Origin of the sequence: Bremerella volcania, from assembly GCF_007748115.1 — a bacterium.
Lineage (GTDB): Bacteria > Planctomycetota > Planctomycetia > Pirellulales > Pirellulaceae > Bremerella > Bremerella volcania.
Genome location: NZ_CP036289.1, coordinates 4,462,846 through 4,484,009, shown reverse-complemented (window position 1 = coordinate 4,484,009; position 21,164 = coordinate 4,462,846). Strand labels below are relative to the sequence as shown.

Here is a 21,164-nt window from a genome sequence, read left to right as displayed (position 1 = left end):
GCCAGGAATGAATTGGGATAACGTCAAACTGATTCTTAAACGAGAGCTGCGTGATCAGGCGCGTGATCGCCGCACGCTCTTCTCCGTGATTGGTTTGCCGGTCCTTTTGTATCCATTGATGGGGCTGATGGTGTTGCAGGTAATGCAGTTCCGCCAGACGCATCCGACGCGGCTGCGCGTGATTGGCCTGAACGAACTGCCCGGTACGCCGGACCTGTTTGTTCCTTCCGTTCAGGAAGAAGGGGAACTTGGCGACGATTCCAGGTACGAGTTTTCACCAAGCCTCCTGAAAGATGCCGGCGTGACAAGCCGTTTCGAAATTGAAGCGACCGAGGCGTCGGTTGACCCTGGCGTGGTCGAGAAGACGGCCAAAGAAACGCTCCAGGCCGACAAGCTCGATGCGATCATCTACTTTCCGCCTGGGTTCAAAGAGCGGATGGAAAGCTTTCAGGACGAAAAGAACGACAAAGATTCCGTCGCCGAGTTTCCCTCGCCTCAGCTAATCACCAACTCGTCGGATGAACGCTCGAAGCTGGCCGACGGCCGACTGCGGCAGATCTTGCATTCGTGGCGCGAGAAGCTGATCCAGCACAACCTGGAAGCCAACGATGTGCCGGCGGTGATTACTGATCCGTTCAGCTTTGGCACGCTCGACTTATCGGAGAAGCCGCTCGATCAGTCTTCCTACCTCTGGGCGAAGATCTTTCCGTTCATCGTCGTCATCTGGGCACTGACCGGGGCGTTTTATCCCGCGATCGACTTATGTGCCGGCGAGAAAGAGCGAGGCACGCTCGAAACGTTGTTATCGAGCCCCGCGCTGCGGTCCGAGATTGTGGCCGGCAAGCTATTGGCGATTATGACCTTCAGCATTGCGACCAGCGTGTTGAACCTGGCGAGTATGGGATTCACGGCTAGTTTCGTCATGGGACAAGTGAGCGGCGGCGAAATGGCCTCGCGCATCAATTTCGGCCCACCGCCGATCTGGTCGCTGGGCTGGTTGTTCTTGGCGCTCATTCCGATGGCCGCGCTGTTCAGTGCCTTGGCGCTAGCGATTGCCACGATGGCTCGCAGCAGCAAGGAAGGGCAATATTACCTGCTTCCTCTGTTGATGCTCAACTTGCCGCTGGTCGTCTTGCCGGTGCTGCCGGATACCGAGCTGACCTTCGGTACGTCCCTGATTCCAGTGAGCGGCATGTCGTTTCTGCTCAAAGCTTTGATGGAAGGGGACTACGCCAAGGCAGCGACCTACACACTGCCGGTACTCGGTGTGACGGCGTTTTGTATTTGGGTGGCCATTCGCTGGGCGATCGATCAATTCAATAACGAGTCGGTCCTGTTCCGCGAGAGCGAACGGTTCAGCCTCCAGGCCTGGCTCCGGAAGATGTGGCGCGATCGCCAGGATACGCCGTCGGCGGCCGGAGCGTTTGTGATGGGCATCGTCCTACTGGCGCTACCGCACATGGTCGGCAAATTCGTGATGCCGGTCCCTGGGCCGGATGGCAAGCTGAGCTTGGCTTCGCTGGTGCAGTACATGCTGACCAATCAGATCGGCTTGATTCTGCTGCCGGTGCTCGTCGCGGCGTTCGTGTTCACGCGCAGTGTGAAAAAGACCTTCTCGCTACGGCTACTCGATGCACGCGTCTATGCGGCCTGCTTGATGGCACCGGCACTAGCCGTCTGTTTGCATCCCTACGCCATCTACCTGCGGGATATCATTCAGAACACGATTCCGATGTCGCAGGAACTGCAGGATCAATTGCAGGACATGCTCGGCAGCACGGCCGAACTTCCGATTGTTGGAATCTTCCTGCTCTTTGCCATTTTGCCGGCGATTTGCGAAGAGTTTGCCTGTCGTGGGTTCATCCTTTCCGGCATGCGACATATAGGACACAAGTGGGCGGCGATCGCGATCTCGGCGATCTTTTTCGGACTGCTGCATGGCATTCTACAGCAGTCGATCCCCGCGACGATCTTCGGGCTGATGATTGGCTTCCTCGCCGTTCAGACGCGAAGTCTACTTCCAGCAATCCTGTTTCATGCCACGCACAACAGCCTGGTGTTCGCCCAGGGGATGATCACAACGGAGACGATCGAGGCCAATCCGTGGCTGAAGGTGCTTGTCGCCACGGCTACCGAGATGCCAGGAGAAGCCCGGTATCAACCGCTGCTCGTTTTTCTCTGCGGGATCGGTGCGGTGGCGCTGGTAGGCGTGTTTGCTCGCATGCCAGCGGAACTCTCTTCTGAGGAACGCCGACAGGAAGCACTCAACCACCAGGGCGTATTCCGCTCGGCGATGGGCAGCCGCAAGGATAGTAGCCCGTCTTCTTAGTGCTGAGCAGCGTTTGCCCAAGCGGGGGCCGGGGCCTGGAAGGTCACCATCTCGGCGGTTTGCGGGTGACGGAAACGAACTTCCCAGGCATGCAGACACATCGGTGGTTCGTCGACGTCGAGCGTCTGCTTCTGCTGCATGACGCCCCCTTGCTGATACATCGGATCGCCGACGATGGGGAAGCCGAGGTGCCAGATGTGCAGTCGAATCTGATTGGTTCGGCCTGTCTTGGGGGAGACTTCCAACAGGGCCGTTCCGTCGGCAAAACGCTTGCGAACGACGAAATCGGTTCGCGATGGCTGGCCACCTTCTTCGACGCGGCGGCCACCGCCGGTGACGCGGGAAGTTCCAATCGGCTGGTCGCAGACGAACTCGTCTTGCGGTGGGTGCCCGTGCACGAGTGCCAGGTAACGCTTCTCGACTTTACCTTGCTCGAACTGCGGCTGAACCTGGCGAGCAACCGCGCTGGTGCGCGAGAGAATCGCCACGCCAGTCGTGTTGGCATCCAGGCGATGAGCAATCCGGAGCTTCTGCGGATGGTAAACCTGTTCCAGGAAGCTGATCAGCGAATTCTTATTGAAGCGGCCGCACGGATGCATCGGCAGTGGGGCGGGCTTGCTGACGACGATCAGCCCCGAGTCTTCGTAAAGGATTTGAATGTCAGTACTGACGTCCGGTTCGGTGGTGCCGGGATAGCGCTGCTCGAATAGTTGGCCGGCGACCAGGGGAACGGTCGGGTCGGCGGCGCGATACTCGACGAGGCGTTCGTCCTGATGGTGAATGACTTCGACCAGCAGCTTTTGCTCGACCATCTTCTCCCAGAAACCCTGGGAGGCGGCCGGGACTTTTTCGGCAAACACCTCGTACAGCATCTTTCCTTTTTGCTCGGACGAAACAAACAGGCGCCGCGTGTTGGTGTAAGGGATGCTGCCGGGCAGGGGCGTGGTCACTTCTTTCAGCTTGGCTTGCCGCTTGGCGACCACTTCGGCCATCGTTTCCTGGGCCGACTTGAAGCAGTGAGGGCACGACTCGCCAGGAACATACAGCGGCGAGTTTTGTTCTTCGGTCGTCAGGGGAGTCTGGCAGACGAAGCACTGGGCCACGGCCGACTCTTGCAGCCGTGGATCGACGGCGACGCGTTGATCAAAGACGAAACAGTCTCCTTGGTAGTGATCGCCGCCAACCAGCTCGAAATACTTCAGGATGCCACCTTCCAACTGGTACACCTCGCTAAAGCCGGCCTGCTCCATGAACGGACCGGCCTTTTCGCAGCGGATGCCCCCGGTACAGAACATGACCACCGGCGTGTTCTTGGCGTCTTCGGGAAGACTGGCGACCGCTTTGGGAAAATCGCGGAACGTATCGATCCCGGCAGGCACTGCGTTCTCAAACGTACCGACTTTCACTTCGTAGTCGTTGCGCACGTCGTACAGCATCAGCGGCTTCCCTTCGTCGAGCCACTGCTTGAGCTGCCGCGGCGGAAGCTTGGGAGCGGTCCGCTCGGCAGGCTCGATGCCATCAATGCCAAACGCGATGATCTCTTTCTTGATCTTCACCAGCATCCGGCGAAACGGCTGGTAGCTGGTAAAGCTTTCCTTCGCTTCCAACTTTTCGAGACCGGGAATCTTGCGGAGCGCATCGAGCAGTTTCTGAACGCTCTCTTCGGGGCCGGCCACGAAGAGATTGATCCCTTCGGTGCTCAGCAGAATCGTTCCGCGCAGGTCGAGTCGCTTACAAAGCCGGCGCAACGCGTCCCGCATCGGCTTCAAATCCGACAAGGATGCGAAAAGATAGGACGAAATGTTCAGAACAGGCCCGGCATCGGGCATGGCGGTTGTCGTATTCATACCGCAAATTATCTTTGGTAACCCGATTTTCGCAAACGGGGGAGAAACGGGAACTCGCCGCTATTGAGGCATTTCTTCCAGCGTGACACGCAGGGGAAGGGCTCCTTTGGCTTTCATCACGGGGTCTGGACCGCGCGAGATGACCTGGTCCCGCTTCAGTTCGGCACCTTCCAGGGTACCGCTCCAGAGGAGACTTCGGCCTCGTTCGTGGGCTTCCTGGGTCAGAAGAAAGCATTTCTCCAATTCGTAGCCAAAGACCTTACGCAAGGTCTCGATGACGAATTCAAACGTGTTGATGTCGTCGTTATGCAGAATGACGCCGTAGGGCGGCTGGCGCCGGGGTTTGTTCTCGACGATCGATTCAGGGGTGGCGACGACCGTATCTTCGCTGCTCATGTTTTTTTAATGCTGCCGGGGAAAAAATGCGTCCAACGATAACTATCGTTGTAATATCCATTTTGGCTACTGCCAAAGGAAATCAATGCTCGGCTATCCGCGAAAGGACACAAAAAAAGGGCCGGCAGGTTCGCTCCGCGAAAATGCCAGGCCCTTTTCGTCCTCAGCCGCAATCGAATTCAAGTGCGCGGCCACCCCTGCGCGGATGGGAATCATCACGCATCGGCGGCGCGTTTGAGCGCGTTTATTGCCTGGTGGCGCTGACCATCCAACTTGCGGATCGTTCCACCTGGCTGGGTTTTCTCGAATCGAGCCGGGCCGCATGCTCACCCGCGATGCGGCCCCAGGCGGCCCGGGAGCTTAGTCATTCGGGATCATCGAGTCGTCGATGACCTGCAGCAGCTTCGAGATGCACAGCTTGTTCATGCTGGTGCGTCGCGAGTGAGCTTCCACGCGAAGCGATTCGTGCAGGCTCTTGGGCAGACGCACGGTGATCACGCGGGTTGGCTCCTTCGATTCGTTCTGCACGTTGGTGCGTTCACGAAGCTTGACGATCATCAGCTGGATTTCGCTGTACTCTTCGGACTGTTCAAACTTGGTGAACTCTTCCGGCTGCGGGAACAGGCGATGAACAACGCCTTCAACCCCCAGGATCTCACGGAAGTAAGTAACCCAATCCGGAACGCCACGGAAGAAGTCGCGAGCGATACGGACGCACTCGGCCTTCTTTTCGTCGAAGGTGGCGGTCGGGGCGACGTTCAGCGCTGGGCCGGCCGGAGCGGCTGGTTGAACCGGAGCTTGCGGCGTGCCGGTGAAGGTTGGACGCGAGGTAGCGTAGGCGCCGTCACTGGCTGCTGGCTGCTGCGAGTGATACTGCGGCTGGCTGTGCTGCTGCGGTGGGAAGGTGGTGTTTGGGTAAACCGGACGCGGTGCTGGCTGCGACTGCGGGTACGAATTGCCTTGGTTGAATTGGGACATCTGCGAGGCTCCTTCCTGGAAACGACTGAGGACTTTGGACACCGTCGTGGCTATGTTCGCCACGCGATGTGTAACGGTATGCCAGAATCTTGTGTTTCGAGTCAAGACCAGCGTAGAAGTGACTGCAGTGCAAGCACTTACGACTGACAGCAATGCATGCACAAACTAGATGCAGTGACGCGACTTTTTTGGGCAAGGGTGGTCGTGCTTAAGAATTAAGCAGGGCCGAAAGTCGCATGGAGGAAGATGTCCTTTGGAGACCGGTTAATTTTTTCGGAAATAGTTCCAAATAGTTTCGTGAAGCGGGTTTTCTCAGGGGTTTCGCGCAAAAGAAAAACCCCGAGGCGATGTCGCCACGGGGTTTGATGCAGGAGGACTGTGGGTATGGCACCCGAACTAGGATGCTAGCTTCTGGGCGCACTTTTCCAGGAGCTTGCGGGTCAGGATGATCCCTTCGATCTCGCCGGGGTTGCCACCTTCCCATTCGACGCCGACATAGCCGTGATAGCCATGCTTGTTGACGACGATGTCCATCATCTTGAAGAAGTCGGTGTTGGTTTCCAGGCCTTCTTCATTGAATTGATGGGACTTGGCGCTGACGGCCTTGGCGTATGGCATCAACTCGTCGACTCCTTTGTAGCGATCGTACATTTCGTCTTTGCTGACGCGGAAGTTGCCGAAGTCTGGCAGCGTGCCGCAGTTGTCCATGTCGACGGTCTTCATCACCGAAGCGAGCCACTGGCCGTTGGACGACAGACCGCCGTGGTTTTCCACGATCACGTTCAAGCCCAGCCCCTTGGCGAACTCGCTCAACCGGGACAGGCCATCGGCGGCCAGCTTGATCTGTTCTTCGTAGCTACCACCACTTTGGGCATTCACACGGATCGAGTGGCCACCGAGTGTCTTGGCTGCTTCGGCCCATTTGTAGTGGTTTTCTACGGCTTGCTTGCGTTTGGCTTCATTCGGGTCCCCCAACGCGCCTTCACCGTCGACCATGATCAGCAACTGCTTGACGCCATTGTCGGCGGCTCGCTTGTTCATTTCGGCCAGGTACTTTTCGTCCTTGGCTTTGTCCTTGAAGAACTGGTTGACGTACTCGATGGCTTCGATGCCGCATTCTTCCTTGGCCGTTTTGGCGAAGTCGAGGTTGTCGAGTTTTCCGCTACGGATCGTGCGATGCAGCGACCACTGGGCCAGCGAGATCTTGAATGGGGCTTTCTTGTCCGCATCGGCGGCGAGAAGGTGTGGGCCGAGGGTCAATGCGGCGCTGGTGGCGGCCATCGATTGAAGGAATTGACGTCGACCGAGATGCCGTTGCATGGGTGTCTTCCTCAGAAGGTGGTGGGTTAAGAGTGAACTTTCGGCAAGGTTAAACCTCTAGTCTAGTTTAGAAGACGGAGCATATCGCGACTATTCCCCGCGGGAAAACGTGCGAAAATAGCTGATGGAACGTCAGGGATTCTTGCCATTAGGGGGTGTAAATGCACCTTCGCTATGGCCATGGGGCGGGTTAGAATTAAGGGGAAGCCCGCTGGCAAGGTTTCAGCGGTTGTGAAGGGTCCCTGTGCCGCAAGTCATGTCCCTGGGGCGGCACTGGTCAACGAAAGGAAAAACAGGCACCGCTTGTGACAGAACGAGATCGCAAACAGAGCGTCGCTCAGGAAAATGCCATTCTGGTTAAGTTGTTGGATCCGTCGATTCAGTACTCCGACGATCCGCTGGAAGAACTCGACGGATTGGCCACCACGGCCGGAACGACCGTGGTGGGCAAGCTGACGCAAAGGCGCGAAAAGCCAGATCCGGGGACCTATCTGGGCAAGGGAAAGATCGAGGAGCTGTCGCTGTGCGCCGAAGCGTCGGAAGCCGACGTGATTATCTTCGATAACGAGCTTTCGCCAGGGCAGACCCGAAACTTGGAGCGGGAAACCAAACGTAAGGTGATCGATCGCACCGAGCTTATTCTCGACATCTTCGCGACCCATGCCCAAACGCTTGAATCGCGCCTGGCGGTTGAGTTGGCTCAGCTTGAATATTCGCTGCCTCGGCTGAAGCGAATGTGGTCCCACTTGGACCGTATCAAGATGGGCGTCGGGATGCGTGGCCCTGGTGAAAAGCAGTTGGAAGTCGACCGCCGTTTGGTCGAGAAACGCATTCGCGATTTGAAGGACGATTTGGACAAAGTGGCCAAGCGTCGCGAGCGGGAAGTGGCCGCTCGAAAAGAGTCGATGACGATCAGCCTGGTTGGCTATACCAATGCCGGTAAAAGTACGCTGATGAACGCGTTGACATCGGCTCAGGTGCTGTCTGCCGACATGCTGTTCGCCACGCTCGATACACGCACTCGGCGCTGGCGATTGCCGCACTGGGGACCGGTCTTGTTGAGCGATACGGTCGGTTTCATTCGCGACCTGCCCCACCGTTTGATCGCTTCGTTTAAGGCCACGCTGGAAGAGGCCAATCAGGCTGATCTTCTGCTGCACGTGGCCGACGCGAGCAACCCGGAAGCCGAGCAGCAAATTGCCGCCGTGAATGATGTTTTGGCCGAAATCGGGATCGATCAGAAGAGCACTCTTTTGGTTATGAACAAGATCGATCGGATCGAGGATTCTCGACGATTAGAGCAGCTTCAAGCCCGCTTTCCTTATGCGGTTTCCGTCAGCGCTGTATCGCGGGAAGGGCTCGACAAACTGGCCATCGCGGTGAGTGATGCGCTGAGTAAATCGTTCTCGGACGTCGAGATCGAAGCGTCGGTCGACAACGGCAAGTTGGTGGCCTACCTGGCCAAGAACGGCGAGATCGTTTCCAAGCGATACGGCAACGAAAAGCTGTACGTGCATTGCCGCATTCCGACCGCCCATTTGGGGCGTATCGAAAACCAGAATCCCGACGCGGTGATTCGCCCTTACGAGTACACTTCCGAGTCGGAAGAATCAGGCGCCGTGGGGGATGTCGCCTAATGCGGCGGAAGCTGGCTGGCCTTCGGATTTTAATCACCGGCGCGTCTTCGGGGATTGGTCGCGCCTTGGCGATTCTCGCGGCGGAGGCGGGCGCGAAACTGCTGCTTACGGCCCGTCGTGAAGACCGCCTGGACGAGCTTCTGGAAGTGGTTCACGCCAAGGGCGCCGACGCCAAATACGTGGTCGGCGACGTCACCGATCCGGCCCTGCGTCAGAAGCTTCTGGAGAAGGCTCAGCATGAATATCAAGGACTCGATGTGTTGGTGAATAATGCCGGCGTGGGCGCCTACGGCAGCTTCGCCGAGGCCTCGCCGGAGCGTCTGCGGCAGTTGATGGAAGTCAATTTCTTTGCCCCGGTCGAGCTGACTCGGCTCTTTCTGCCGATGCTCGAAAAGGGGCGAACGCCAGCCATCTGTAACATCTCGTCGATCCTCGCGCACCGGGCTGTTCCAGGGAAGAGCGAGTACTGTGCTAGCAAGTTCGCGTTGCATGGTTTTAGTGATGCTCTGCGGGCTGAATTGTCGAGTAAAGGAATAGATGTGATTTTGGTCAGTCCGAGCACGACCAGTAGCGAGTTTTCCTCCTCGGTAATTGAGAAAAAGGGGAAGGCTCCCGCGACGGGAAAGTTCACGCGAACGCCCCACGACATTGCCGCTGCTGCCCTGCGTGCGATTCGCACCGGGAAGCACGAAATCATTCCCAGTAAAACCGGCTACGCGATGGTTCTCTTGGATCGCCTGTGGCCATCTCTTGCAGATTGGGCAGTTGCCAAGCTTGGCTGATTTTGACTAGTCAAAAACGGGCCTTGTTTTTGAGGCGTCGAAAACGTCGTGTTGTTCGGCGATTCTCGAATGAGGCAGGCTTCTTGGCTTCTCTTAGCGGCCCTCGAATCGAAGCATCTGGGGCGGTTTCCGTGATGCAAATCAGGGGTGAGCTTTGGGCCTGCTGACCCCGTATAGCTTTGAGTCGATCCCTATGTCTCGTAGCCGGCGTGTTTTCGTTCCTCTCTGGATGAGAAGAACGAGTCCGAAATAGTTGTCAGGAACCTTAAGGTTAGTTATCTTGAAAGCTTGATCCGAGACACTCTTTTCCAGGCATGTTCACCATCGATTGCGTGCCGTGAAGGCTTCCTTGAAGTGTGCCCAAAGATCACCCACCCTTCCCACCGCCCATCAACTCTTTTTCAACACAAAGGCCTGAAGCCATGACGATTCGCAAGACTCGCCGCGAGTTTCTCGAAGATTCCATGTTTGCCGCCGCGGCAGCTGCTGCGTTTGCGGCTCCCACTTCGTTGATCGCGGCCGAAAAGCAGAGCAAGAGCCCCAACGAAAAACTACATGTCGCCGTCGTCGGTTTGAATGGCCGCGGCAATGCTCATATCGGTGGCTTCACCAACCGTGACGACATCATCATCACGCACCTATGCGATGTCGACTCGAAGTTCCACGAGAGCAAGGTCGAAGGGGTCGCCAAGCGTCAGGATGGTCACAAGCCAAAGTTTGAGACAGACATCCGTAAGGTTCTCGATGATCCTTCCGTCGATATCGTCTCGATCGCCACGCCCAACCACCTCCACTCGCTGCAAGCCATCTGGGCTCTCCAGGCCGGCAAGGATGTGTACGTCGAAAAGCCTGTCAGCCACAACGTGAGCGAAGGTCGCCGAGTGGTGGAAGCGGCTCGCAAGTACGAACGCATTTGCCAGGCCGGTACGCAAAGCCGGTCGAACCCGGGCATGATCGAAGCGATCGAGTTCGTTCACAGCGGCAAGATCGGCGACGTGAAAGTTGCCCGCGGTCTGTGCTACAAGCCACGTAAGAGCATCGGACCCAAGGGGAACTACGAACCACCGAAGACGGTCGACTACAACCTGTGGCTGGGCCCAGCTCAGATGCAGCCGGTAACTCGGCCGCAGTTCCACTACGATTGGCACTGGCAGATGCCGTTTGGCAACGGCGACCTCGGTAACCAGGGTATCCACCAGATGGACCTGGCGCGTTGGGGCCTTAATGCGAATGAGCTGAGCAACGCCGTCATCAGTTACGGTGGTCGTTTCGGTTACGAAGACGCCGGTACCACGCCGAACACCCAGGTCGTCGTGCACGACTACGGTGATCGTTCGTTGGTCTTCGAGGTTCGCGGCCTGGTTTACGACAAGAAGCTGAAGGAAAGCAGCGTCAGCTACAAGGGCTCGAAGATCGGCGTGATCTTTGAAGGCACCGATGGCTACGTCGTGATGACCACGTATCATTCCGGTTCGGCCTTCGATAAGGATGGCAACAAGATCCGTGACTTCAACGGTGGTGGCGACCAGAACCACTACAACAACTTCGTCGAAGCGGTCCGTAGCCGTGAAGTCGATCACTTGAACGGCGACATCCTGGAAGGTCACCTTTCCAGCGCTCTGTGCCATACCGGGCTGATCTCGTACCAAATGGGCGAACAGGTTTCGCCAGCGGAATGCCTGGAACGAATGGAAGCAATCAAGACGACTGAAAACGTCCGTGCCACCATGGAACGCGTTCAGGATCATCTTCGTGACAATGGCGTGAACATTGACAGCGAAGGAGTCACGCTTGGCCCAATGCTGGCCTTCGATCCGAAGAGCGAAACGTTCATCGGCAACGAAAAGGCCGACCAGTACCTCAGCCGCGACTACCGCAAGGGCTTCGAAGTCCCAGCCGAAGGTAAGGTCTAACCGGCTGAATAGTTCAACACGCGAAAACGCCAAGCTATTTGCTTGGCGTTTTCCATTTCTTGTCCCCTCGCCCCTTGGGGGAGAGGGATAGGGTGAGGGGCGAACTTGGTACCCGCTTCACCAACCCTCACCCTAGCCCTCTCCCTTGAGAAGGGAGAGGGGACAAGAAATAATAGGTCCCATGAATCCGTCGACGATCACTCCGCCGTTTCGCATCCTTTACGAGAAGGGGCCGTGTATCTGCGTGCAGAAGCAGGCAGGGCTGCTGACGCAAGCGCCTCCGGGGATCGACAACCTGGAAACGCAGCTGCGCGACTTCATCAAGCAGCGCGAACGGAAGACGGGCAACATCTACCTGGCGATCATTCACCGGCTCGATCGACCGGTGTCGGGAGCGATCGTCTTCTGCCGCAACGTTCGGGCTGCACAGCGTCTGGCCGCGCAGTTTCGCGAGCGTACCGTTCATAAAACCTATTGGGCCATCGTCGAAGGTCGCGTCGAAAGCCAGGCAGGGGAGTGGAACGATCACGTGCGGAAGATTCCCGACGTCGCCCAAGGAGAGATTGTCGAACCATCGGTCGAAGGGGCTAAGTCTGCTCGGCTTGCCTACCGTGTGCTGGCCCAGACCGATTCGCATAGCCTATTGGAAGTCGAACTGGGAACGGGGCGTTATCATCAAATCCGTTTGCAATGTTCGGCGCGGGGATTTCCTGTTTTAGGGGACGAACTCTATGGGGCCTCGCAGGCATTCGGACCGAAGGTGGAAGACGTGCGACATCAGCATATCGCGCTGCATGCTCGGCGGCTCCAGTTTCGGCATCCGATGGTGGACGAGCAGGTCGATATCACCGCGCCGCTTCCCGTGGCTTGGCGGGAATCGGGTATCTGGCAGCAATTGAAGGAACAATTGGTAGGGGAGGTGACTTCATGATTCGTCGCTATCGCGTCGGTTGGCTTTTCACAATGTGTGGCGCCCCAATCCAGGATGCCACGGTGATGGTCGAGGACGACCGCATCGTCGGCATCGAAGAAACAGGCATCTGGCACGACGCCGTCGACCTGAGCCAGTGGGCCGTCATGCCGGCGCTGGTCAACGCGCACACGCATCTCGAATTCAGCAACTTAAAACATCCCCTGGGAACGCAGGGCATGACCTTTCCGCAGTGGATCACGGAGGTGATTCGCTACCGGCAAGGCTTCGGCGAGGACCTGGCAGTCGAAAAGGCACAAGCCATTCGTCACGGGCTCAAGCAGTGCGCCGAACACGGTGTCGGAGTTGTTGGCGAGATCGCAACGCTTCCGCTGATGGAAGTCGCCTACGATCGGCCCGACGTGCAGGTCGTTTCCATGCTGGAAATACTTGGGCTGGATCCTGAGCGAAAAGAAGAGCGGTTTGGCCAGGCTCGCGAGCATGCGGTCTATCTCTGGTCGCACGAGAACGTCACGGCTGGGCTAAGCCCCCATGCGCCTTATTCCGCCGGGATGGGAATTGTCGACGAGTGCGTCAAGCTTTCGCGGCAATATCAGTTGCCCCTGGCGATGCACCTGGCCGAGTCTCTCGAGGAACTTGAGTTGCTTGAAAAGGGAACCGGCCCGTTTCGGATGATGCTCGAGCATATGGGATTGTTCCGAGAAGAAGATTTTCCCGGCGGAAAGAAGCCGGCGGAGTATATCGAGCATCTTGCCCCGGCCTACCGGGCCATGGTGGTGCATGGCAACTATCTTTCCGAGCCCGAGATCGCACTACTCAAAAAGTACCAAGAGACGATGAGCGTCTGCTATTGCCCGCGTACCCACGCGTACTTTCATCACGATCGCCATCCGATGGAAGCACTACTGGCCGATGGCATTCGCGTAGTACTCGGGACCGACTCAAGGGCTTCGTCGCCGGACCTCGATTTGTGGGCAGAGTTGCAGCACGTTGCCCAGACGTTTCCCAACATTCCGGCCGAGCAGCTATTGCCCATGGTAACCCGCGATGCGGCGTTTGCTTTGGGGTTGGAAGGCTCTTTCGGGACGATCGATGCCGGACAGAAAGCGATGGCCACGGCATTTCATGTCGGAAGCGATTGCCCCGATGTTCTCAGCGCGATGTTAGCCGAGCGTCCGCGGCTTTGGAACCTGGGAGTTGGTCTAACGCAACTCGACCTTGCCACTGCCTGAGGTGACCTTGCCCAACTCGAAGACGTCGCAGCCACCTTCGGTCAGCATCTTCTGCACACTGGCGGCGTAGTAGCTGCTGACAATCACGACCAGCCCGATGCCCATGTTGAAGACGCGAGCCATCTCTTCGTCTTCGATCTCGCCCAACTGCTGGATCCACGGGAAGACCGGTAGTTCCGGCCAACTTCCCTTCTTGATTTCGACGTCGACATTCTTAGGCAGGATGCGTTCCAGGTTTTCCTGCAAGCCACCGCCGGTGATATGGGCGATGCCGTGAACGACGTTCTTGATCTTGTAATGGGAAAGAACGTTACGAACCGGTTGAACGTAAATCTTGGTCGGAGTTAGAAGCGTTTCGCCAACCGTCGCCCCGAGCGATTCGATGTGATCGTCCAGGCTCAGCCCGGCGATATCGAAGACGACCTTGCGAACCAGGCTGAAGCCGTTGGAGTGCACGCCGCTGGAGGACAATCCCAGGACCACATCCCCCTCGGCAATCGCTTTGCCGTCGATCAGATGCTTGCGGTCGGCCACGCCCACGCAGAAGCCGGCCATGTCGTAATCGCCAATTTTGTACAAGTCGGGCATGATCGCCGTTTCGCCGCCGATCAAGGCGCAGTCGCTATCGACACAGCCGTTGGTAATGCCGGTGACCAGTTGTTCCAGCAGTTCCGGATCATCTTTCCCCATGGCAATGTAGTCGAGGAAAAACAGGGGTTCGGCCCCGCAGCAGATGGCATCGTTCACGCACATGGCGACCAGGTCGATTCCAACGGTGTCGTGCTTGCCGCTGTCGATGGCCAGCTTGATCTTCGTGCCGACGCCATCGGTACACGAGATAAGGACTGGGTCTTCGTACTTTCGAGCGAACAGAGCGTTGTCGAAGTCGAGTTTGAAGAGCCCTGCGAAACCACCGTCTAGCTGCATCACCCGGGGGGAGAAGGTCCGCTTTACCAACCGGGGAAGACGGGACATCGATTCTGCGTAAACGTCTAGGTCGACGCCGGCATCTTTGTAGGTGGCTTTTGCCATTATGGTTGTCAATCGAAACGGGGGTTTAGCGTCCAGAAACGAAGATTTTCGACCCCACTGCCAGGATTGTCAACGCACCCCGAATCTCGTCCCCTCGACCCTTCGGGGAGAGGGTTAGGGTGAGGGGCGAAATTGGTACCAGCTTCCTAACCCTCACCCTTGGGAAGGCACAGGGGACTCTTAAAGGAAGATTTCCGAAAATTCTTCTCCGCCTAGGCGTGCCGCCGATTTGAGCATTATTTGCTCTGCCCCTAGCATCCAGAGAGGGGACCGTGTTCAAATGCGGGCAACAGAATGGTTAAAATAAACCGGCAAAATCGGTGGAATGGGAAAAATAATCGTAGGCGGCTTCCGATTCCATTTCCTATTGGCCCGAACATTGCGGTTAACGCGGACAATCCAGTGGGACTTGTTGCCGAGGCAATCTCAGTCATCCCAGACGACGCCGTCGGCAGGTTGGACTCCGTCGAATCGGTAAACTCTACGCAGGACCTACGCCTTAGCCCTAAGCTATTATTTCGCCAGACGATGCATCACGTGTTTTGAAGTAAAAAAATTGGTTTTAGGAGGGGCGTCTTCTCCGGTCTGCTGCGAATTGGGTGGTAGTGTTTCAACACAATCATTCAATCGAGGTCTTAGGAGGTTAGATCGGACAGTCGCCTATGCTTATGGTTCATCCGCATCCGGAGCTGCAATTTAGTCACGTGCTTCCTTATGGAGCGATCCTGCACGAACGCGGCGTACGGTTTGTTGTATTCAGCCGATCCGCCACGGCGATGCGACTTTTGCTCTATAAGAACGTCGATGATCGCGAACCGAGCGAAATCATCGACTTCGACCGCGAGACAGATCGATGGGGAGATATCTGGAGTATCTTCATTCCAGGTCTGTCGGCCGGTCAGCTATATCACTTCCAAGCCGAGGGGCCGTACAACCCCGACGAAGGCATGCTCTTCGACGGTCGTGCCCGGCTGATTGACCCCTACGCCAAAGCGCTGGCGGGTACCTTTCAGGCTGCCGACGACGGCATCATCCGTCCGCCCAAGTGCGTGGTGGTCGACGAAAGCTTCAATTGGGAAGGGGACCGCCATTTGAAGCGGGACCTGAGCGAATCGATCATCTACGAGATGCACGTCAAAGGGTTCACCGCGCACGAGTCGAGCGGCGTGGATCACCCAGGCACTTATCGCGGTGTGATCGAGAAGATCCCATATCTCAAGTCGTTGGGGGTGACTGCGGTTGAGCTGATGCCGATCCACGAATTCCCCATCATGGACATGGTGACCGGCAAGACGCCGACCCGCGGCAACTACTGGGGTTACGACTCCATGGCCTTCTTCGCGCCTCACCGCGGGTACGCGGCAAGCAAGACGCCCGGCGGCCAGGTTCGCGAATTCAAAGAGATGGTGAAAGCCCTGCACCAGGCGGGCATCGAGGTCATCCTCGACGTCGTTTACAACCATACGTGCGAAGGGAACGAGAAGGGCCCGATCCTCAGCTTCAAGGGGCTCGAAAATCAGGTCTACTACATGCTGGCCAACGGCGGTCGCGAGTACAAGAACTACTCAGGCTGCGGTAACACGGTCAACGGTAACCACCCGATCGTTCGTGAGATGATTTTTAACAGTCTGCGTCACTGGGTGCATAACTACCACGTTGACGGTTTCCGCTTCGACCTCGCGTCGATTCTCAGCCGCGACCGCACCGGTAACCTGGTGGCCAATCCGCCGCTGGTGGAAGCGATCGCCGAAGACCCAATGCTGGCCGATACCAAGATCATTGCCGAAGCATGGGACGCCGCAGGTGCGTACCAGGTCGGTTCTTTCGCCAACTTGCGTTGGGCGGAATGGAACGGCCGTTACCGCGACGACATCCGCAGCTTCTGGAAGGGTGAACCGCACAAGCTCGGGGCGCTCGCCACGCGTTTGGCAGGTTCCAGCGACCTTTACCAGGCTGGCGGCCGTCAGCCGTATCACAGCATTAACTTCATCACCTCGCACGATGGCTTCCCGATGAACGACCTTGTGTCGTACAACCACAAGCACAACGAGGCGAACGGGGAAGGGAACCGCGACGGCGACAACCACAACCTGAGTTACAACTACGGTGTGGAAGGTCCGACCAAGCGAACGAGCATCGAAAAGATTCGCCGGCAGCAGATCAAGAACATGTTCTGCACGTTGCTGATGTCGCAAGGCGTGCCGATGATTCTGATGGGAGACGAAGTCCGTCGTACGCAGCACGGCAACAACAATGCCTACTGCCAAGACAACGAAATCTCCTGGCTTGACTGGTCGCTGGTCAAGAAGAACGACGAGATGCGTCGCTTCGTCCGAGCATTAGTCGCCTTCCGTCGCGATCAACCCACCGTGCGTCAAAAGCACTTCCTGGGTGGTTATCCGACCGGACGTCGAGGCCTGTACGACGTGAACTGGTACAACAACTTGGGCACCGCCGTCGATTGGGACAGCGGCGACTCGATGTTGACGTGTCTTTTTGCGGCTCCACAAAAGGACAACGATCCTGAAAATATCGGTCGCGACGTTCTGCTTTTAATGAACGGTAGTCCTTCGCCTCAACAGTTCATACTGCCACCGGTTGCCAAGGGTACCAGTTGGCGAATGTTCGTCGACACGGCAGCGACTTCGCCGAGCGACGTTTACCCAGACCTCAACGGCCCGCGACCACCGGCGGCCGGCAAGTTCGTCATGCCGGAACGCAGCGTGCGTATTTATGTCGCTTCGCGATAAGTTCGCGTGCGTTGTAAAAACGATCTATGATGGCGGCTTGGAAACAAGCCGCCATTTTTTGTTTCGAAGGTGTAGGTCATGAGTCAGCGGCAAGCACTCGTCCAGTGGTCCCTCTTGGAGTTGGTTGTCGTGCTTACGACCGGGGTCGTGGTTATCGGCTCGATGTGGGCGCCCCAGATCTTTCTATGGCTCGTGCTGATGGGCGTGATGCTGTTTCTCTTTTCGCTGCTTGCGATTTCACGCGTTGGCAGGGGGCCATGGCGGGCCTTCGCGACCGGTTTCTGCTGCTTCGCGATCGGCTACTTCGCCGCTTTGATTCTTGTCGAGAATAATAGCTTCACTCTGTTCTCGGAACTTCGCCAGTTGCCAACCACAAACTGGATGTATCACTGGCAGCCGGTCCTCACGCACACCAAGTACATGAAAGACGGAGAGGCGATCCCCGCCTCACTCGCTCCAACGATGGATATCTATGGAAACGTCACGGATTCCGAAGGTAACAGTTTGGGTTCGACCATGGTCGGAGGTGGGGGAGGATTCATAATCGGCAGCGGTCAAAACATGGTTATTAACGCAATCCAAGTCGTGCATACGCCAAGCCAAGAGACATACTTCACGTTGGGACATGTCTTTTGGGCTCTTCTTCTGGGATACCTCGGCGGCAAGTTCGCCGTTGGGTTTCAGCGATTTCAAGAGAATCAAGAAACTAGTCAACAACCGATCGAGTAGAATACTAAGACCTTTCCCCGTACGCTCTCCCCCCCTCGATTCTGGAGCCCGCCATGAAAGCCTCGCTGGCCGTTCTCTTTGCGTTGACCCTTGCTCCGCCCCTGTCTATTGCCGATGAGCCACAATCAAAGATCGTTCTCTCGGAAGATGGCAAGGACTTTCGCCTGGCAGGCACGGAAACGGCTTTCTATGTCTGGGGTGTCAACTACGACCACGATGGCGACGGCAAACTGATCGAAGACTATTGGCATGATGATTGGGCAATGATTGAAGAGGACTTTAGCGAGATCAAGTCGCTGGGGGCCAATGTCGTCAGGGTTCATTTGCAACTGCCCAAGTTCATGAAAACGGCCTCTGAGCCTAACGAGGAGAACCTCCAGAAACTCGCCGACCTGGTGAAGCTGGCCGAAGCGGAACAGCTTTACCTGAACCTGACCGGCCTGGGCTGTTACCATAAGCAGGATGTGCCTGTCTGGTATGACGAAATGAAGGAGGCCGACCGCTGGCAGGTTCAGGCCAACTTCTGGAAAGCTGTTGCCAAAAAATGTAAGGATAGTCCCGCCGTTTTTTGCTACGACCTGATGAACGAACCGGTTCTAGGGGGCGGAACCAACGCGGATCAGTGGCTGGTCGGTGAACCCCTCGGGGGCAAATACTTCGTGCAGCGGATCACCACCGATGCCGCCGGCCGTGACAATAAGGAGATCGCCGCGGCCTGGGTGAAAACACTCACCGATGCGATCCGCGAAGTCGATCCGCAAACGCTAATCACCGTCGGCGTCATTCCGTGGGCTCATGTGTGGCCCAATGCCAAGCCACTCTTTTACAGCGAAGAAGTCAGCGGGCCGCTCGACTTCGCCAGCGTGCACTTCTATCCCGAAAGGGATGGCGTCGAAAAAGCCATTGTCGCGCTCAAGGTCTACGATATCGGCAAGCCTCTGGTGATTGAGGAGTTCTTTCCCCTGAAGTGCTCTTTGGAAGAAGCCGAGCAGTTCCTCGCTAAGGCCAGGCCCATCACCGATGGCGTTACCAGTTTCTACTGGGGGACCACCCAAGAGGAATACACAGAAGCCGGCACCATGCAGGGAGCGATCTCGGCGAAGTGGCTTGAGCGTTTTCGCCAGGGTGCCCCTGAAGCATCGAAATAATCGAAGCTATTTAACCGGCCCCAATTCACTCTTCAGCAGTTTCAATAGCAGGGTCCAAGACTTCTCGTCGGCTTCCTTGTTGTATTGCATGCCGGGGTTGCCATGCTTGCCGGAGTCTTCCACCGTGAAGCTGTGGACGGCACCTGGGAAGGCCACGAAGTTGAGATCGACTTCAGCGTCCTTCAGTTTTTCCTGGAACGCGTCAATCGATTCCTGGGAAACGAAGCCATCGTCAGCACCGTGGCATACCAAGACCTTGGCTTGGATTGCTTCGGCTTGTTCCTTGGTCGGTGTCGGTAAGGCAGCATGGAACGTCGCTATCGCGTCGACATCGGCGCCGGTGTAGCCTAGCTGTAATGCGGTCGAACCACCAAAACAGTAGCCGATCGCGGCGATCTTGGCAGGATCGCACTGCGGCTGCTTCTTTAGGACATCGAGCGCAGCAACGGCCCGCTTTTGCCACTGCTCGACATTGGCTCGGACCTTGCCGGCCATCTGACCAGCGTCTTTGGGGTGATCGACGAACTGGCCATCGCCGTACATATCCGCGGCGAACGCCACGTAGCCGAGTTCGGCCAGCATCTTCGTTCGCTTCTTGGCGTAGTCATTTAGTCCCCACCATTCATGAAAGACGACCACGGCGGGTCGTGGGCCTTCGATCGTGTCGTCGTAGGCCAGAAAGCCGTCGAACGCTTGATCACCGACCTTGTATTCGATGACCTTGGTTTTGACTTCAGCGTTAGCAATGGAAGCGGTTAGGGCAAGGATCGCGAGGGATGCAACGAGACATCGCATGGTGTTTCTCCGTAGTGTAAGAAGGGTGATGCGAACCGCGGTCCCTGCGGCGAGGTGACAAACTCAACCTGTTTATATCAAATTCGCATGCTTGGTTCTGGAGGTTGATCGCCCGTGTTGTGATTCTTTTCGCCGGCATTAATTTCCTTGACGGCTCTGGTTAAAAGAAATATACAAAACAAAAAGTACTGGGCCCTGTGTTATAGGGCAGGAGCCGAGACGCTTATCCCATCATTTGCCACTCAATCGTTTCTCTCCCGACTCATCCCTCCCCCAGAAAACGAGAGTATGCTCATGGTTCTTACCCTGCGAAAACGCCTGCGCCTTGCTGGATTCACGCTCGTGGAACTTCTGGTCGTCATTGCGATCATCGGAGTGTTGATCGCTCTTCTCTTACCAGCGGTTCAGCAAGCTCGCGAGTCGGCTCGGCGGATGCAATGTTCCAATCGCATGAAACAGGTCGGCCTGGCATTGCACAACTATCATGATACGCATGGTGCGTTTCCAGCGCTGCAGATGCAAGCGGCCCCCTCACGACCCAGCGGATTTGTTGCCCTGCTTCCATACATCGAGCAACTCGCCGTTTGGGAAAAAGCGTCGGGCGCGAGCACGCCGTTTGGCTCGTCCGATTGGAACCCTGCCGAGCAGAATACGTTGATTCCGGAATTGCTGTGTCCTTCTGATCCGTACTGGTCTTCTCGGTCAAGCGTGAACGGCCGTAAACCACGCAGTTATCACTTCTGCATGGGAGACAGCGTCCGCAACAATCACACCACCAGTTCGACCAAACGAGGCATGTTCGTTACGCTGGAGAACATGTCATTTAAGGATTTGGTCGACGGCACGAGCAATACCTTGGCCCTTAGCGAAGTCGTCGTCGGTCCGAATAACGTAACCCGTACCATGAAGGGAAACGTTGCCGTCACGCCTGGCATCAATACCAATCCCTCGAGCCCGGCCGATTGCTGGGCGGCTCGTGGCATCAATGGTGAAATCGACGCCGCCGTACCCGTCACGGCTGAGTCGTATGTGCACCGTGCCCCCGGTAGCCGCTGGGCCGAGGGCAGGGCCTTCTTCACCGGTTTCAGCACGGTGCTGCCTCCTAATTCGCCAAGGTGCACGATTGCTCATAGCGACGGGACTTGGGGCATTTGGACTCCCAGTAGTTTTCACCCTGGCGGAGTCATCTGCGGCCGGGCCGATGGTTCGACTCAATTCGTACCCGACACGATCGACTCGGGTGATCCTACCGCCACAGAAGCCACCGACGGCCCAAGTCCTTATGGTGTTTGGGGTGCGCTCGGTTCGATCAATGGTGGCGAAACTTCCTCCCTCTAGTCTCTTC

The 21,164-nt window shown here is 57.0% G+C and carries 16 protein-coding genes; 10 read left to right on the top strand and 6 right to left on the bottom strand.

From position 1 onward, the window contains the following. The first annotated feature begins 7 nt into the window (after positions 1-7). A complete protein-coding gene (locus Pan97_RS17720; RefSeq protein WP_144974845.1) occupies positions 8-2,329 on the top strand; it encodes an ABC transporter permease subunit/CPBP intramembrane protease in 2,322 nt (773 codons plus the stop codon). Here the strand turns inward: Pan97_RS17720 and Pan97_RS17715 are convergent. The 4 genes from Pan97_RS17715 to Pan97_RS17700 form a co-directional block, all read right to left on the bottom strand. Beyond that, complete coding sequence (locus Pan97_RS17715; protein ID WP_196782142.1) at positions 2,326-4,176, bottom strand: sulfurtransferase; 1,851 nt, start codon at positions 4,174-4,176, stop codon at positions 2,326-2,328. The two genes, Pan97_RS17720 and Pan97_RS17715, sit on opposite strands and share 4 nt — an antisense overlap. 60 nt (positions 4,177-4,236) lie before the next feature. Then, positions 4,237-4,572, bottom strand: coding sequence for an ATP-dependent Clp protease adaptor ClpS (locus tag Pan97_RS17710; protein WP_144974843.1), 336 nt, complete (start codon positions 4,570-4,572; stop codon positions 4,237-4,239). A gap of 360 nt (positions 4,573-4,932) precedes the next feature. Beyond that, positions 4,933-5,550, bottom strand: coding sequence for a toxin-antitoxin system HicB family antitoxin (locus Pan97_RS17705; RefSeq protein WP_144974841.1), 618 nt, complete (start codon positions 5,548-5,550; stop codon positions 4,933-4,935). A gap of 396 nt (positions 5,551-5,946) precedes the next feature. Beyond that, positions 5,947-6,870, bottom strand: coding sequence for a sugar phosphate isomerase/epimerase family protein (locus Pan97_RS17700; RefSeq protein ID WP_144974839.1), 924 nt, complete (start codon positions 6,868-6,870; stop codon positions 5,947-5,949). Positions 6,871-7,175: 305 nt separating this feature from the next. Here Pan97_RS17700 and hflX point away from each other — a divergent pair, with 305 nt between their 5' ends. The 5 genes from hflX (at position 7,176) to Pan97_RS17675 (ending at position 13,365) form a co-directional block, all read left to right on the top strand. Next, positions 7,176-8,507 (top strand): GTPase HflX, encoded by a 1,332-nt coding sequence (gene hflX / locus Pan97_RS17695; protein WP_144974837.1) that lies wholly within the window; start codon positions 7,176-7,178, stop codon positions 8,505-8,507. Next, positions 8,507-9,289, top strand: coding sequence for an SDR family NAD(P)-dependent oxidoreductase (locus tag Pan97_RS17690; RefSeq protein WP_144974835.1), 783 nt, complete (start codon positions 8,507-8,509; stop codon positions 9,287-9,289). The genes hflX and Pan97_RS17690 overlap by 1 nt, the downstream gene beginning before the upstream one ends. Before the next feature lie 422 nt (positions 9,290-9,711). Further along, positions 9,712-11,202, top strand: a complete 1,491-nt coding sequence (locus tag Pan97_RS17685) for a Gfo/Idh/MocA family protein (protein WP_144974833.1) — start codon at positions 9,712-9,714, stop codon at positions 11,200-11,202. 181 nt (positions 11,203-11,383) lie between these two features. Next, a complete protein-coding gene (locus Pan97_RS17680) occupies positions 11,384-12,133 on the top strand; it encodes an RluA family pseudouridine synthase (protein ID WP_144974831.1) in 750 nt (249 codons plus the stop codon). Continuing rightward, complete coding sequence (locus Pan97_RS17675) at positions 12,130-13,365, top strand: amidohydrolase family protein (RefSeq protein ID WP_165698827.1); 1,236 nt, start codon at positions 12,130-12,132, stop codon at positions 13,363-13,365. The genes Pan97_RS17680 and Pan97_RS17675 overlap by 4 nt, the downstream gene beginning before the upstream one ends. Here the strand turns inward: Pan97_RS17675 and purM are convergent. Then, positions 13,336-14,397 carry a phosphoribosylformylglycinamidine cyclo-ligase gene (gene purM, locus Pan97_RS17670; RefSeq protein ID WP_144974827.1) on the bottom strand — a complete coding sequence of 354 codons (1,062 nt, stop codon included), beginning with the start codon at positions 14,395-14,397 and terminating at the stop codon, positions 13,336-13,338. The two genes, Pan97_RS17675 and purM, sit on opposite strands and share 30 nt — an antisense overlap. A gap of 662 nt (positions 14,398-15,059) precedes the next feature. Between purM and glgX the strand changes: the two genes are divergently transcribed. The 3 genes from glgX to Pan97_RS17655 all read left to right on the top strand — a co-directional run bounded on the left by glgX (position 15,060) and on the right by Pan97_RS17655 (position 19,024). After that, the gene (gene glgX, locus Pan97_RS17665; protein ID WP_144974825.1) at positions 15,060-17,147 is read left to right on the top strand and encodes a glycogen debranching protein GlgX; all 2,088 of its coding nucleotides are present in this window, start codon (positions 15,060-15,062) and stop codon (positions 17,145-17,147) included. A 78-nt stretch (positions 17,148-17,225) separates the two neighbouring features. Continuing rightward, positions 17,226-17,876, top strand: coding sequence for a hypothetical protein (locus Pan97_RS17660; RefSeq protein ID WP_144974823.1), 651 nt, complete (start codon positions 17,226-17,228; stop codon positions 17,874-17,876). A gap of 53 nt (positions 17,877-17,929) precedes the next feature. Beyond that, a complete protein-coding gene (locus Pan97_RS17655; RefSeq protein WP_144974821.1) occupies positions 17,930-19,024 on the top strand; it encodes a cellulase family glycosylhydrolase in 1,095 nt (364 codons plus the stop codon). Between the two features lie 6 nt (positions 19,025-19,030). Here Pan97_RS17655 and Pan97_RS17650 read toward each other — a convergent pair whose 3' ends face one another. Continuing rightward, positions 19,031-19,819 carry a dienelactone hydrolase family protein gene (locus Pan97_RS17650; RefSeq protein WP_144974819.1) on the bottom strand — a complete coding sequence of 263 codons (789 nt, stop codon included), beginning with the start codon at positions 19,817-19,819 and terminating at the stop codon, positions 19,031-19,033. A 294-nt stretch (positions 19,820-20,113) separates the two neighbouring features. Here Pan97_RS17650 and Pan97_RS17645 point away from each other — a divergent pair, with 294 nt between their 5' ends. Continuing rightward, positions 20,114-21,157, top strand: a complete 1,044-nt coding sequence (locus tag Pan97_RS17645) for a DUF1559 domain-containing protein (protein WP_196782141.1) — start codon at positions 20,114-20,116, stop codon at positions 21,155-21,157. Positions 21,158-21,164 lie beyond the last annotated feature (7 nt).